Genomic DNA, 14,790 nt, shown 5'->3' with positions numbered 1-14,790 from the left:
ATACCCCCTTTTCTAAAAAAGCCTGAAACATGTTCAGGCTTTTTCTTTCTTTAATTTAATTATACTTCATTTATGATTTTATATCACTCGAAGTTTAAATATTGTATCTATATTTAATATAAATTATCTGAATTTATTCAAAATATCTTTTCAGGAACTGTCCTGTATAACTTTCCTCTACTTTTGATATTTCCTCTGGAGTCCCCTGTGCTACAAGAGTTCCTCCACCGTCTCCACCTTCTGGTCCAAGGTCTATTATATGATCACATGTTTTTATTACATCGAGATTGTGCTCTATTACAACTATTGTATTTCCTGTATCCGCAAGTCTCTGAAGAACATCTATAAGCTTGTCTACATCTGCCATATGAAGTCCTGTTGTAGGCTCATCCAGTATGTATAAAGTCTTTCCAGTAGGTCTCTTGCTAAGCTCTGCTGCAAGTTTTATTCTCTGTGCCTCTCCTCCTGAAAGCTGAGTTGAAGGCTGTCCGAGTTTTATATACGAAAGCCCTACATCCATAAGTGTTTCCAGTTTTCTTCTTATATTAGGTATGTTTTCAAAGAATTCAAGTGCCTCTTCCACGTTCATGTCAAGTACATCCGCTATTGTCTTGTCTTTGTATTTTACCTGAAGAGTTTCTCTGTTGTATCTCTGCCCTTTACATACCTCACATGGAACATATACATCTGGAAGGAAGTGCATTTCTATTTTTATTATACCGTCTCCCTTGCAGGCCTCACATCTTCCGCCTTTTACGTTGAAACTGAATCTTCCCTTCTGATATCCTCTCGCCTTTGCCTCGTTTGTAGCTGCAAAAAGATCTCTTATGTGGTCAAATACTCCTGTATATGTCGCCGGATTTGATCTTGGAGTTCTTCCTATAGGGCTCTGGTCTATGTTTATAACCTTGTCTATATTTTCAATTCCCTTGATTTCCCTGTGTTTTCCAGGTCTTTGTCTGACTCTGTTTACGCTGTTTGCAACACCTTTGTACAGTATCTCATTTACAAGTGTACTCTTTCCGGAACCGGAAACTCCTGTTACACATATGAATTTTCCAAGAGGGAATTTCACATTCAGATTTTTAAGGTTGTTTTCAGATGCGCCTTTTATCTCTATGAAATTTCCATTTCCTTCTCTCGTGCTCTCTGGAAGTGCAATTATTTTTTCTCCACTCAGGTATTTTCCTGTTATAGAGTTTTCATTTGCCATTATCTCCTCTGCTGTTCCCTCGGCTACAATCTCTCCACCGTGTATTCCTGCTCCAGGACCTATATCTACAATGTAATCTGCAGCTCTCATAGTATCCTCGTCGTGTTCTACAACTATAAGCGTATTTCCTATGTCTGTCAGATTTCTAAGTGTAGCTATAAGTTTGTCGTTGTCCCTCTGATGAAGTCCTATACTCGGCTCATCAAGTACATAAAGTACCCCTACAAGTGCAGAACCGATCTGAGTTGCAAGTCTTATACGCTGTGCCTCTCCCCCTGAAAGAGTTCCAGCCTTTCTTGAAAGATTCAGATACTCAAGTCCGACATTTTTAAGGAAGCTCGCTCTTTCTCTTATCTCTTTCACTATTTCTGTAGCAATCATTCTCTGTTTTTCAGAGAATATATCGTTAAGCCCGTCTATAAATTCTATAAGTTCATTTATAGAAAGCTCAGTTACCTCTATTATATTTTTTCCACCTACTAAAACTGAAAGAACTTCTTTTTTAAGTCTCTTTCCTTTACATGCAGAACATGGAATCTCAGACATATACTCCTCAAATTTTTCTCTCATATATTCCGATTTTGTCTCTGCATATCTTCTCGAAATATTTGTGATTACTCCCTCGAAGTGAGCCTTGTATTTTTTTCTTCCACCATATTTTGAGTCAAATTCAAATTCTACAATTGTACTTGTCTCTCCATCTCCATAAAGAAGCTCATTTACAAAATCTTCCGGGAAATCCTTGAAAGGAGTATTTATATCCACATCATAACTGTCAGCAAGACTTTTCATCATCATACTGTAGTATGTTTCGTCACTTGCTCCGGCCGCTCCCCATGCTGCTATTGCGCCCTGCTTTATAGTAAGCTCCTTGTTTGGAACAACAAGATCAGGGTCTACCTCTCTACTTTCTCCAAGTCCTTTACATACCTCACATGCACCAAATGGAGCGTTGAATGAGAACATTCTTGGAGAAAGCTCCTCTATTCCTATTCCGTGATCAGGGCAGGCAAACTTTGTAGAGAACATTATTTCCTCACCGTCTATTACCTGAGCAATAACAAGTCCGTCAGAAAGTTTTACCGCCATTTCAATTGAATCAGCAAGTCTTCCCTCAAGCCCTTCTTTTACTATTATTCTATCTACCACAACTTCTATATCATGTTTTTTATTCTTTTCAAGCTCTATCTCGTCGTTTACATCAAAGTTTTCTCCGTCTACTCTGACTCTGACAAAACCTTCTTTTCTGATATTTTCAATAGTTTTTTTGTGAGTTCCTTTTTTACCTCTGACTATCGGCGAAAGAATCTGTATCTTTGTTCTTTCCGGGAATTCAAGTATTTTATCTGTTATCTCCTGTATTGTCATCTGACTTATCTTCTTACCACATACCGGACAGTGAACTTCTCCTGTATTTGCAAAAAGTAATCTCAGATAGTCGTATATCTCCGTTACCGTACCCACTGTTGAACGCGGGTTTTTTGAAGTCGTCTTCTGGTCTATCGAAATAGCAGGAGAAAGCCCCTCTATATACTCGACATTTGGTTTTTCCATCTGTCCAAGGAACTGTCTTGCATATGAAGAAAGACTCTCCACATATCTTCTCTGACCTTCTGCATATATCGTATCAAATGCAAGAGATGATTTTCCCGAACCTGAAAGCCCTGTAAATACTATGAATTTATTTCTCGGTATAGTCAGGTCTATCCCCTTCAGATTGTTTTCTCTTGCACCTTTTATAACTATGTTTCTATCTTCCAAAGCATTATCTCCTTTCGTATTTAATAATTGTATATATTTCATTATTTGAATATTATCATTCTACTACTTTTTCTTCTTTTTCTTCTTTGAGCCACTGTTTTTTATATCCTCAAGTTTTTTCTGAAGCTCTGCAATCTTATCTCTAAGTTCTGCTGCCCTTTCAAACTGAAGTTCTCCAGCCGCCTCTTTCATTTCTCCCATAAGTTTTTCTATATTTGTCTTTATCTCGTCAGGATTTTCTGTTTCCCTGATTCCATATACAACCTCTTCTTCAGCTACAGATGTAGCTTCTATTGCTCCTCTTATGTCCTTCTTGACAGTCTTTGGAACTATTCCATGTTCTTTGTTGAAGTTGTCCTGAATTTCCCTTCTTCTCTTTGTCTCGTCGATTGCATTCTGCATAGAGTCAGTTATTTTATCAGCGTACATTATAACTCGTCCATTTTCATTTCTCGCAGCACGTCCTATAGTCTGTATAAGAGATGTCTCGGAACGAAGGAATCCCTCCTTGTCGGCATCAAGTATAGCTATAAGAGAAACTTCAGGTATATCAAGCCCCTCTCTAAGAAGGTTTATTCCTACAAGCACATCGAATTTACCCATTCTCAGGTCTCTTATTATCTCAGTTCTTTCAAGTGTTGCTATATCCGAATGAAGGTATTTTACCTTTATTCCAATCTCTTTCAGATAATCTGTCAAATCCTCACTCATCTTTTTAGTAAGGGTTGTTATAAGTACTCTCTCACCTTTTTCTATTACAGAATGTATCTCGCCTACCAGATTATCTATCTGATTTTCTATAGGTCTTACATCTATAATAGGATCCAGAAGTCCTGTAGGTCTGATTATCTGTTCTGCAAATGTAGTACTGTGTGCTACTTCATATGGACCAGGTGTAGCAGTTGTAAATACTATCTGATTTATATTTTCCTCAAATTCTTCAAAGTTAAGAGGTCTGTTGTCGTAAGCTGAAGGAAGTCTGAATCCGTTGTCTATAAGAGATTTTTTTCTGGATCTGTCCCCCGCATACATTCCCCTAACCTGAGGAACTGTAACATGTGATTCGTCTATTATCATCAGAAAATCGTCCGGGAAGAAATCCATAAGTGTGTACGGTTTTTCTCCCTCTGCTCTTCCTGTAAGATGTCTTGAATAGTTTTCTATTCCCTGACAGAATCCTATTTCTCTAAGCATCTCTATATCGTAATTTGTTCTCTGCTCGATTCTCTGAGCCTCAAGAAGCATATCGTTATCTTTGAAATACTGTATTCTCTCCTCAAGCTCGGCTTCTATACTTTTTATAGCTGCTTCCACTCTTTCAGGAGTTGTTACATAATGAGATGCCGGAAATATTGCAACGTGATTTCTTACTCCAACAATTTTTCCGGTTATATAGTCTATCTCTGTTATTCTGTCTATCTCATCCCCAAAGAATTCTACCCTTATTGCTTTCTCGTCATTTCCAGCCGGATATATCTCGATCACATCTCCCCTTACTCTGAATGTACCTCGTGTAAAGTTTATATCATTTCTCTCGTACTGTATCTCTACAAGTCTTTTTATTACATCGTCTCTGTCTCTCTGTATTCCTGGTCTAAGTGAAAGCATCATCTCCTTATAGTCCTTTGGATCCCCCAGACCGTATATACAGGATACAGACGATATTATAACTACATCTCTTCTCTCAAGAAGTGCAGCTGTTGCAGAGTGTCTGAGTTTATCTATCTCATCATTTATACTTGCGTCTTTTTCTATATATGTATCACTGCTCGCCACATATGCTTCAGGCTGATAGTAATCGTAGTACGATACGAAATACTCTACAGCATTTTCAGGAAAAAATTCCTTGAATTCTCCATAAAGCTGTGCTGCAAGTGTCTTATTGTGGGCAAGTATAAGAGTAGGCTTATTTACTTTTTCAATTATATTAGCCATTGTAAATGTCTTTCCAGAACCGGTAACTCCAAGAAGTGTAGAAAACTTTTCACCTCTGTTTATAGCGTCTGATATTTTCTCTATCGCTTCCGGCTGATCACCCATTGGTGAAAACGGCGAATGTATTTTAAATTTATCCATTTCACTTACCGCCTTTCTTCCGATTTTTATACTTTATATATATCCATTTATATGATTATTTTACCATTTATTATTTTTTCTTCGAATTCAGTATATCACAACGTATTTTTTATGTATATATTTTTTCAAACGTATGTTCTGTAATATTTTATTTTTATCTCAAAAAACAAAAAATCGCCCGCATTACGCGAGCGATTTTTTCTATTTACAAAGCTGATATATTGCATCCGCAAAAATCATTCCACTCATAAGAAGTGTATCTATAACAGCAGATTCATCAGCTCCATGCATTTTATTATCTTCACCTTCAAGAGCAGCTCCAAATGCAACAGCATTTTTTATACCGTGTACATAAGTTGCTCCGCCCATGGCTTTTGCTTCCCCTTTGTTACCTGAGTATTTTTCATATGATGCTATAAGAGTCTTCACAAATTCTGAATCAGATGGAACATAGTGAGGTGGTAGGAAATCATCCTCAAATTCAAGTCCAATTTCAGCTGCTTTATTTCTTATTGGATCCATGCTCTTATAAGTAGAACATATAGGCATTCTTGAATCATAGACAGCCTCAAAATTCTCACCGTCATATTTCATTATATTAAGGCTTACAGTTATTTCCCCTGATTCATCATCAGCAGCATATACACCTGCTGCGGTTCCATTTGTATCACCATGAGGGAACATCTCTGAAAGCGTCTCTATTGCGTCCGAAAGCTCTGATTTATCAAGATTTATTCTCTTAAGCAGTTCAAGCAGTGCTGTATCGCTGTTACATCCTTCCTCTGGTGTAGACGCATGTGCAGGAACTCCTTTTACAAGTATATCTAAAATTTCTCCTCTTTCTGTAAGTTCAATAGTTGTGCCTGTTATATTTTCAACTTCAGCTACTATACTTTCTATTTCATTAGGTTTAAATCCTTTTATAGATGCATATGCCTTACCGGGAACGACATTGTCTTTTTCCCCTGCAGATATACTTATTACTGATTTTTTCCCATCTGATTTCAGTTTTCCCTTCATCATTCCGTAATAAAGACCTTTTTCTATATTTATTACAGGGAAATCTGCATCAGGAGAGAAAGTCATATCAGCGGGTTCTGTCTTTGAAAAATAGTATTTTATATCTTCACTGTAACATTCCTCGTCACAGCCAAACATTATTCTTACATTTTTTGATAGAGGTATTTCAAGCTCTTTTATTGCTCTCATTGCATAAAGTGCCGCAACTGCAGGTCCTTTATCATCTGCAGTACCCCTACCGTATATTCTTCCATCTATTTCCTTCATTACAAACGGTTCTGTCTTTGTCCATCCTTCACCTGGAGGAACTATATCAAGATGAACCATTATCTCAAGTGCTCTTTCATCATCATTATAAAGAGACGCTGTACCTACATGATTTTCCCAGTTTTTTGTATAAAATCCGTATTTTTCAGACATGGAAAGTGCTGTGCTGAGAGCTTTAAAAACTCCTTCACCATATGGCATACCATCTTTCGCTTCCGTTCTCTGACTGTCTATCGCAACAAGTTTTGCTATATCAGACAGCATTTCATCTCTGTGATCCTCAAAATATTTTCTTATTTTATCTTTATACATATTTTCTCCTTATAGTAATTTGTATTTTCTTTTAATTGGCATCAAGGAATTTTTTTATTCCTTCTACTGTATTTTCTTCTATACCCATTTTTTCAAGTGTTCTACCTGATGAGAAATAATCCTCATCGTTATATGCACCAGCAAGAGTTATGCACGCCTGTATAACCGGAACTTCTAATCCACATGCCTTTGCAAGATGATAGCATGGTACAAGAAGATAAGGAACGTCCTCTGTTATATATCTCGATTTTGAACTGTCAGGAGCATTTTTTATCTTGCCGTGAGTACCTGATTTTCTATTGAAATCATATACACTCTTTTCATCAGATGCATATAAAGCATTCATAGCTTCAAGCTCTGTTCTAAGTTTAAATCCAAGTGCATTTCCTACAGAAACTCTTTCCTTATCCATTTTATCAGCTGCATTTGCTGTAGCTGTACTGCAGCAATCTCTGTAATAGTTGAATTCTCCATTGAAGTTTTCAAGAAGGCCTATATTTACAGTTGCCATAAGCGGATGGCCCCCGAAGTTTATATTTTCAAGTCCTGCTACAAGAGGATTTGGAAGTATTTCCGCCAGTATAGGAAGTACATCGTTTATTATATCAACAGTCTCTTCTGTTTTCTTTGAAGATGGGAATATACTTACAGGAAGGAATTCCTTTATACCCATTATCGCTGTTTTTCCTGGTTCTGCAACTCTGCATGCCCACGGTATACTTATTGCATCTACAAATGTAACATCAATTCCCGCTTTATCCGATTCATCAAGCGCTTTTTTCATTACAAGTCCACCATAGTTTCCAGGCATTATTATAATCACTGCTCCATCTTTAAGATATGGTATCATCATACCAAAAAGTTTTTCCTGTGCAAATGAAGGACACACCATGACATATATGTCTGCAAACTCCATCGCCTCTTTTATATCTGTTGTTGCAAGATCTATTTTTTCAAAACCCGGCAGAATCATTTCTCCCTCCAGATATTCTGCTAATGCCTCTATTCCACCGTTTTCTTTTGCAGCTGCTACATTTTCTGAAAATGCCTCTGTGTCAAACAGGCATACACTATGCCCGTCTTTTGCAAAATGGTATGCTGCTGTTGTTCCACCATTTCCTGCTCCTATTACTGTTACTTTTTTCATTTTGTTTCTCCTTTTTTCAATTTTCAGTTTTTTAGTTATATTTACTATTATACTTTTGTACAATTAAGATGTAAAGCAGAGTATAGTATTGCATATAAAAAGCCACCTTTTCCATAAAAACATGGTAAAGATGGCCTTTTATAAATAAATTTCTATACCTCTATAAAATTATTTCATTCTATTCATCACTTCGTCATATGTCGGCATTCCACCCTGGGCTCCGAATTTACCTACCGATATTCCTGCTGCAGTATTTGCAAAAACAAGAGCCTCCTTTATATTCACTCCATTAAGTACAGATACCGCAAATGCACCGTTTAATGTATCTCCTGCACCTGTGGTATCCACAACTTCAGTTTTAAGTGCTGGTATATTTATTATTTCTCCTATTCTATCTACAGAGTAAACCCCTCTGCTTCCCATTGTTATTATCAGTTTCTCCGGATATTTTTTCATAAGACCTTCAAAATCATCACTTCCAAATATAATCGAAGTCTCATGCTCATTGGGTGTAAGATACGATATCTTATCTATTATATCTCTTTTTACTTCTCTTGCAGGCGCTGGATTAAGTATTACAATCTTATTGTTTCTGTAGCCAAGCTCAACAACATATTCTATTGTTTCCTGTGGTATTTCATGCTGAAGAACTATAACCTCGCTTTCAAGTATCTTATCCTCCACACTTTTTATATATTCCACGTCAACACAGTCATTAGCTCCGGCAAGTATAACTATTGTATTGTCATTTTCTCCTACTGTTATTACTGCAAGTCCAGTAGATACACCGGCTACTTTTTTGATGTAGTCAGTACATACACCATTTTCATTAAGATTATTTACAAGAGTTTCACCGAACGAATCGTCTCCCACACATCCGAACATATCCACGTCTGCACCAAGTCTTCCAGCTGCAACAGCCTGATTCGCACCTTTTCCACCAGGTATATAGCTTATAGAATTTCCCTTTATCGTTTCTCCTTTTGATGGAATTCTATCTGCTGTCACAGTCATATCCATATTTATACTTCCAACTACTGCTATTTTTTTCATCTGATCCTCCATATATGGTTTTTAAGCTTAAAATATATTTATTCATTTATATCGATAAAATCAAATTTTGTTACATCAAACAATCCCCTGTCTGTTATCTTTATCTCCGGTATTACAGGAAGTGACATAAAGCAAAGTGTCATAACAGGTTCTACACTTCCTGATATTCCAAGCTCTCTGTGTGCCTTTTCATGCATATCAGTAAGTTTTTCATCAACCCATTTTCCACTTTTATCCGTCATAAGTCCACCTATAGGAAGAGGCATTGATTCTATTACCTTTCCATCCTTTACAAGAACCATTCCTCCCTCCTGAGCTATAAGTGCATTTACTGCAGCTTCCATCTCGTCGTTGTCCACACCGGTAACTATTATATTGTGTGAATCGTGTGCTATGGAAAGTGCAACTGCACCTTTTCTGATTCCATATCCTTTTATAAGTCCGCATGCTACATTTCCAGTTCCTTTGTGTCTTTCAACTACTGCAATCTTTACAACATCCTCGTCTGGATTTCTTACAAAATCTCCATCCGAATCCTTCTGTACTTTTACCTTCGTTTTCTTCGTTACAACCTCACCTGTTATAAGCTCTATTGCTGTTGCATATTCACCTGTTAAATTAAGTTTTAACTTATCTTTGCTGAAACCTTTGACATTCATACTGTTTCTTACTCCGGAAATGTCCGCTTTTACATCTTTTCCTGTATATTTACCCTCAGATGCACAGTGTTTTCCTTCTATGAACACGTCTTTTACATGTATTTTCTCGTCCATATCAAAAAGTACTATGTCTGCTCTTTTTCCAGGTGCAATTGCTCCTCTGTCTTCTAACTTAAAAAGTTCAGCTGCATTCAGTGTAGCCATCTGTATTGCTGTAACAATATCTATTCCTTCTTCGAGACACATATTTATATGATTATCAAGATGTCCCTCTTCAAATATTGTCTTTGGCTGTCTATCATCAGAACAAAGTACACATCTTCTGCTGTTTGTAGAGTTTACACCTTTTATCATGGTTTTAAGATTGTGACACGCAGATCCCTGTCTTATCATAACATACATACCTCTTGAGAGTCTGTTTTCCATATCTTCAAGAGTAGCACATTCGTGATCTGCCGCTATATTTGCAGCTGCATATGCATTCAGCTCCTTATCAAATACATTCGGTGCATGCCCATCTATCACTCTACCTCTGTCTCTTGCAGCAAGTATTCTATCAAGTGTTTCATCATCTCCATATATAACACCAGGATAATTCATAAACTCACCAAGCCCCAGAACATTTCTTGAATCCATATAGTCCGCTATATCTCTGCTGTCTATAGATGCTCCCGCTGTTTCAAAGATTGTAGCTGGAACACATGATGGCACCATGAACTTTATATCAAGATCTGTTCCATCTGCATCTTCAAGCATATAATCCATTCCCTTTATTCCCCGTACATTTGCTATTTCATGAGGGTCAGCTATTATAGTTGTCGTTCCATGAGGTACTGTAAGTTTTCCAAGCTCTGATGGAGCCAGATATGATGATTCTATGTGTATATGGCTGTCTATAAATCCCGGTGCTGCAAATTTACCACCGGCATCTATTTCTTTTATTCCATCGTAGTTTCCTGTACCTGCTATAAATCCATCTGCTATGGCTATATCACTTTCTTCAATTTTTCCTGTATATACATTTATAACTTGGCAGTTTTTTATAACCGTATCTGCTTTTATTCTTCCTGCCGCAGTATCTATTATTTTTTTTAGTGTTTTTCTGTCCATATAAGCCTCCGTAATAAAGTATTTTTTCTATTATACCATTTATTTATATATTATCCATATCTGTTATATTTTTATTTTCTTCTCTTTTTCTATATTTAAGAGGCGTAAGGTTGTACTTTTTTTTAAACCGCCTTATAAAATTTGAAGTATGATCATATCCAACGGACTCAGATATATCATCTATACTTTTTGATGTATTGCAAAGCATCCACACAGCCCGATTCATTCTCTGAAGTGATATAAAATCTCCTATTGTCATATTAAAATAGTATTTAAAACCATATACAAGTTTCTGTACACTTATAAAAAATTTATATCCTATAGCTTCTATTGTAGGTGGATGTACAAAATTTTCCCCGAGAAATTCCTTTACCCGACATATGGTTGTATAATCATCTCTATCAAGTTTTATCCTTCTATTTCCTACAATTATTTCTCCGTATTTATCCTCACTATCATTTTTATGTATATATCTGTCCCCTTCTTCTTTTATTATACCAATAAAATTCAGAATCATCGCTTCCAGATTATATTCATTCAGAGTATTATCCTTATCCATCTGTATAACTCTATTTATTGCACTGACAAGCTCCACCGGTATATGTTTGTATGTATGATTTATTTCAAATTTTTCCTCAATATCCGGATTTCCAATTCTGTTTACGATATAATCCATAAATTTCTGATATACAGTTATTTCAACTCCTTTGAAATACTGTCCTTTTTTCCAGTGCTGAACTCCTTTTATATTTTCCTCAAGTACTATAAAAGAAGATGGCTTAAATGAAGATTCCTGAGAATCAAGAATTTCAAAATTTGTAGTCCCACTGTACACTATGCCAAATCTCAGAAGTTTTTCATCCGTTTCAAATGATATCGAAAAGTCATCTTTTATTTTATACTCCGCAATTCTTATTTCATACTCATCGTCTTTTCGGTATTCTTTTATATATCCATTATCTGAATCGTAGTCTTTATATATTGTAAAGAATTTTTCTTCATTCTTTTTGAATCCAAGCTCTCTTATTATTTCTCTTTTGAATCTCTCTACTCCGTATGTCTCAATCAATAAATATCCGCTCCTTTTTATAAAATCTATTCTCTAAATAATAACATAAAATTATCTTTTTTAGTGTTATAAATAATCATTATTTTTGTATATATTGAAAATATAACTCTTTTGATATATACTCTCAATTAGATTTATTTGAAGGGAGACTTATTATGATAAAAAAACTATCTTTTTTAATAATTTCATCTGTTTTGGCACTATCTGTTCTTACAGGTTGCACAAACAGCAATAAAAACTCAGACTCTGTATCTACAGAGACAATAAAGGTTACTGATTCAAAGGGGGAGGTTGAAATACCAGCGAATCCCCAGAGAATAGTAGATTTGAGTGGAAATAGTGATATTCTGAAAATACTTGGTTACGATGTCGTAGGTACTGCAAACTCTGATGCATATGATTATACAAAGCTTCCATCTTATCTTGAGGAGGAACTTTCAGATGCAAAGATTGTAGGTTACAGTATGCAGGATACTATGGATATAGAGGGGATACTTAATCTCAACCCTGATCTGATAATAATATCCAACGTACAGGAAAAAATGTATGAACAGCTTAAGGATATAGCCCCTACAGTTATGATTCAGCTTGAACAGATAGACTGGACAGAAGATTTAAAATTAATAGCAAAAATATTTGGCAAGGAAGATATTGCAGAGAAATGGCTTAATGACTACACTAAGGAAGCTTCTACTGCCGGAGAAAAAATTATAGAAAAAAACGGCAAAGATACAACTTACCTTCCAATATTAGCAAGCGGTGGACAGATATATGTATTTGATGCTGCAGGTATAGGAAGTGTTATGTTTGACGATATGAAACTTTCAAAACCTTCTAACCTTCCTGAGCAGGACAGTATTTCTCTTCCGGTTGTTTCTTATGAAGGTCTTGCTGAAATAGACGCGGATTACCTTGTTCTTGTAGGAACTGATGATGATATAGCTTCACTTAAAGAAAACTCTATATATCAGAATATGCGCGCTGTGAAAAATGGAAATGTAATTGAACTGCCATCAAGTCCTTACTTTAATATGGGTTATAGCTGTATCGGAAAGAAAAAGTTTCTTGAAGAATCAGCTGATATATTCTAAATGACAGCAATATCAAACAGAAATAAAATTATAATAGCAGCAGGAATGCTGCTGTTATTTTTAGGAATACTTTTATCTCTTTTTGCTGGAAGCATGGATTTGTCATTTTCTGATATAATACATGGAATCTTTTATTATGATGGCAGTAATATAAAAGATCAGCTTATAAGAGATGTGCGAATACCTAGAATTATATCCTCTATACTTATCGGTGGAATGTTGTCACTTTCTGGAGCAGCAATACAAGGTGTAATAAAAAATCCAGTTGCAGAACCATCTATTCTTGGAGTGAATCAGGGTGCTGTATTCGCAGTTTCTATATCATCTGTATATGGAATTTCAAGTGGGGGATTTGGGCTTTTTATGATGTCCTTTGCAGGAGCTGTATTCAGCGGTATATTTCTTCTGTTTTTCCTGCTTTCAGACTCAAGAAATCAGACTGTATCGAGAATGCTCCTTATGGGAACTTCTATAAGTATGTTTTTTATATCGATGGCTTCGATTGTAGCTATTATTGGAAATAGATCTCAGGAACTTGCATTCTGGATTTCTGGAGGTCTTAGAAATGTTGATTGGACAGATGTTGTTTTTCTTTCTGTTATAGGAATACTTTTCTCTATTCTTCTAATTCTTCAGGCAGGAAAGATAAATCTTATTTCGTTGGGTGATGAATCTGCAGTCGGACTTGGTATATCACCCGAAAAAATCAAAATATCGACAATACTTTTTATAATACCTATATGTGCAGTTTCAGTATCTGTTGCTGGTAGTATTTCTTTTATAGGGCTTTTTGTACCTCATATAATAAGAAAACTTTCAGGAAGTGATTACAGATACCTTCTTCCTCTTTCTTTTATTTACGGCTCTGTTTTACTTGTTTATTCAGATATACTGGCAAGAACTATCTCTGCACCATATGAACTACCTGTAGGTCTATTTACAACGGCAATAGGTATTCCTGTTTTTCTTATGCTTGTCAGAAAGGAGAGTAAATAATATGAAAAATAGAAAATATAAAATTATTATATCTATATTTATTGTACTACTTGTAATGTCTATAGCTATATCTTTTATGACCGGCAATTATTCTATGAAGATATTGGATATTATATCTACTCTTTCGGGAAACGGAAATAAGTATCAGGAGTTTACACTTTATCAGTTAAGACTACCGAGGATAGTACTTGCCATTCTAGTTTCATTTGCACTGGCAACATCAGGGGTTATATTACAGGCAATAACAAAGAATCCCCTTGCAGAACCAGGTATGATAGGAATAAACGCCGGAGCAGCTCTATTTGTGGTTGTATTTATATCACTTGGTACAAATACATATTATTCATCTCTGACTCAATCTTCAAAGCTTATGATACCTTTTGTTGCAATAGCTGGAAGTATATTTGCTGCAGTCATTGTATATACTCTTGCATACAAGGGGAATATTTCTCCAGTTAGATTTGTTCTTTGTGGAATAGGATTAAATGCCGGTATCAATGCTATTATTACTTTTTACCAGCTCAATATCAGCAAAGGTGATTTTAATCAGGTTCTTACCTGGACAAATGGAAGTCTCTGGGGAAGCAGCTGGGATTATATCATTCCTGCATCACCATTTATAGCTATATTAATTATTTTTACATTCTGTAGACATAAAATTCTTGATTTGTTGTATCTGGGTGATGAAATCTCAATCGGACTTGGTGTATCTCTTACAAAAGAAAATATTATATTTATAATTACTGCTACGTTACTTGCAGGTGTTGCTACCTCTGTAGCTGGAAATATAGCATTTCTTGCTCTTCTGGGTCCACGGATTGCAAAGAAACTTGTTGGAAACAGACATTTATTTCTGATTCCTCTTTCTGGAACAATAAGTTCCATAATACTTGTTTTATCCGACATAATAGCTCGTACAGTCTTTTCTCCTATAGAAATTCCTGTCGGGATTGTCGTTTCTATTGTCGGTATACCTTATTACTTATATCTTATACGGAAAAAATCATAGGAGGTTG

The 14,790-nt window shown here is 35.8% G+C and carries 10 protein-coding genes; 3 read left to right on the top strand and 7 right to left on the bottom strand.

All coding sequences use genetic code 11. From position 1 onward, the window contains the following. Positions 1-133 precede the first annotated feature (133 nt). The 7 genes from uvrA to EXD82_RS08565 all read right to left on the bottom strand — a co-directional run bounded on the left by uvrA (position 134) and on the right by EXD82_RS08565 (position 11,687). The gene (uvrA, locus tag EXD82_RS08595) at positions 134-2,974 is read right to left on the bottom strand and encodes an excinuclease ABC subunit UvrA (RefSeq protein ID WP_142536509.1); all 2,841 of its coding nucleotides are present in this window, start codon (positions 2,972-2,974) and stop codon (positions 134-136) included. 63 nt (positions 2,975-3,037) lie between these two features. Then, the gene (uvrB, locus tag EXD82_RS08590) at positions 3,038-5,050 is read right to left on the bottom strand and encodes an excinuclease ABC subunit UvrB (protein ID WP_142536508.1); all 2,013 of its coding nucleotides are present in this window, start codon (positions 5,048-5,050) and stop codon (positions 3,038-3,040) included. A gap of 201 nt (positions 5,051-5,251) precedes the next feature. After that, the gene (locus EXD82_RS08585; protein ID WP_142536507.1) at positions 5,252-6,649 is read right to left on the bottom strand and encodes a Sapep family Mn(2+)-dependent dipeptidase; all 1,398 of its coding nucleotides are present in this window, start codon (positions 6,647-6,649) and stop codon (positions 5,252-5,254) included. A gap of 31 nt (positions 6,650-6,680) precedes the next feature. Next, positions 6,681-7,796 (bottom strand): NAD/NADP octopine/nopaline dehydrogenase family protein, encoded by a 1,116-nt coding sequence (locus EXD82_RS08580; protein ID WP_142536506.1) that lies wholly within the window; start codon positions 7,794-7,796, stop codon positions 6,681-6,683. Between the two features lie 168 nt (positions 7,797-7,964). After that, positions 7,965-8,849 carry a ribokinase gene (rbsK, locus tag EXD82_RS08575; RefSeq protein ID WP_142536505.1) on the bottom strand — a complete coding sequence of 295 codons (885 nt, stop codon included), beginning with the start codon at positions 8,847-8,849 and terminating at the stop codon, positions 7,965-7,967. Between the two features lie 38 nt (positions 8,850-8,887). Next, complete coding sequence (gene ade / locus EXD82_RS08570) at positions 8,888-10,618, bottom strand: adenine deaminase (protein ID WP_142536504.1); 1,731 nt, start codon at positions 10,616-10,618, stop codon at positions 8,888-8,890. Between the two features lie 43 nt (positions 10,619-10,661). After that, on the bottom strand, positions 10,662-11,687 hold the full coding sequence (locus EXD82_RS08565) for a helix-turn-helix domain-containing protein (RefSeq protein WP_142536503.1): 1,026 nt from the start codon (positions 11,685-11,687) through the stop codon (positions 10,662-10,664). Positions 11,688-11,842: 155 nt separating this feature from the next. On the opposite strand from EXD82_RS08565, the gene EXD82_RS08560 reads away from it, so the two are divergent. Genes EXD82_RS08560 through EXD82_RS08550 form a run of 3 tightly spaced genes read left to right on the top strand, consistent with a single transcriptional unit; the run spans position 11,843 to position 14,783 of the window. After that, entirely contained in the window at positions 11,843-12,778 is a 936-nt protein-coding gene (locus EXD82_RS08560) for an ABC transporter substrate-binding protein (protein WP_142536502.1), read from the top strand. After that, positions 12,779-13,774: a FecCD family ABC transporter permease gene (locus EXD82_RS08555; RefSeq protein ID WP_142536501.1), complete on the top strand. Its 996-nt coding sequence runs from the start codon at positions 12,779-12,781 to the stop codon at positions 13,772-13,774. 1 nt (position 13,775) lies between these two features. Next, on the top strand, positions 13,776-14,783 hold the full coding sequence (locus EXD82_RS08550) for a FecCD family ABC transporter permease (RefSeq protein WP_142536500.1): 1,008 nt from the start codon (positions 13,776-13,778) through the stop codon (positions 14,781-14,783). The last annotated feature ends 7 nt before the right edge of the window (positions 14,784-14,790 follow it).

Origin of the sequence: Peptacetobacter hominis, assembly GCF_006861675.1 — a bacterium.
GTDB classification, from domain to species: domain Bacteria; phylum Bacillota; class Clostridia; order Peptostreptococcales; family Peptostreptococcaceae; genus Peptacetobacter; species Peptacetobacter hominis.
The sequence above is the reverse complement of the archived record's forward strand: the minus strand, read 5'-3'. Positions and strand labels throughout refer to the sequence as shown.

Bases quoted from the DNA above. Each gene is read 5' to 3' on its own strand.
- uvrB (WP_142536508.1), bottom strand. From the start codon at position 5,050: ATGGATAAATTTAAAATACATTCGCCGTTTTCACCAATGGGTGATCAG.
- EXD82_RS08585 (WP_142536507.1), bottom strand. From the start codon at position 6,649: ATGTATAAAGATAAAATAAGAAAATATTTTGAGGATCACAGAGATGAA.
- EXD82_RS08580 (WP_142536506.1), bottom strand. From the start codon at position 7,796: ATGAAAAAAGTAACAGTAATAGGAGCAGGAAATGGTGGAACAACAGCA.
- rbsK (WP_142536505.1), bottom strand. From the start codon at position 8,849: ATGAAAAAAATAGCAGTAGTTGGAAGTATAAATATGGATATGACTGTG.
- ade (WP_142536504.1), bottom strand. From the start codon at position 10,618: ATGGACAGAAAAACACTAAAAAAAATAATAGATACTGCGGCAGGAAGA.
- EXD82_RS08560 (WP_142536502.1), top strand. From the start codon at position 11,843: ATGATAAAAAAACTATCTTTTTTAATAATTTCATCTGTTTTGGCACTA.
- EXD82_RS08555 (WP_142536501.1), top strand. From the start codon at position 12,779: ATGACAGCAATATCAAACAGAAATAAAATTATAATAGCAGCAGGAATG.
- EXD82_RS08550 (WP_142536500.1), top strand. From the start codon at position 13,776: ATGAAAAATAGAAAATATAAAATTATTATATCTATATTTATTGTACTA.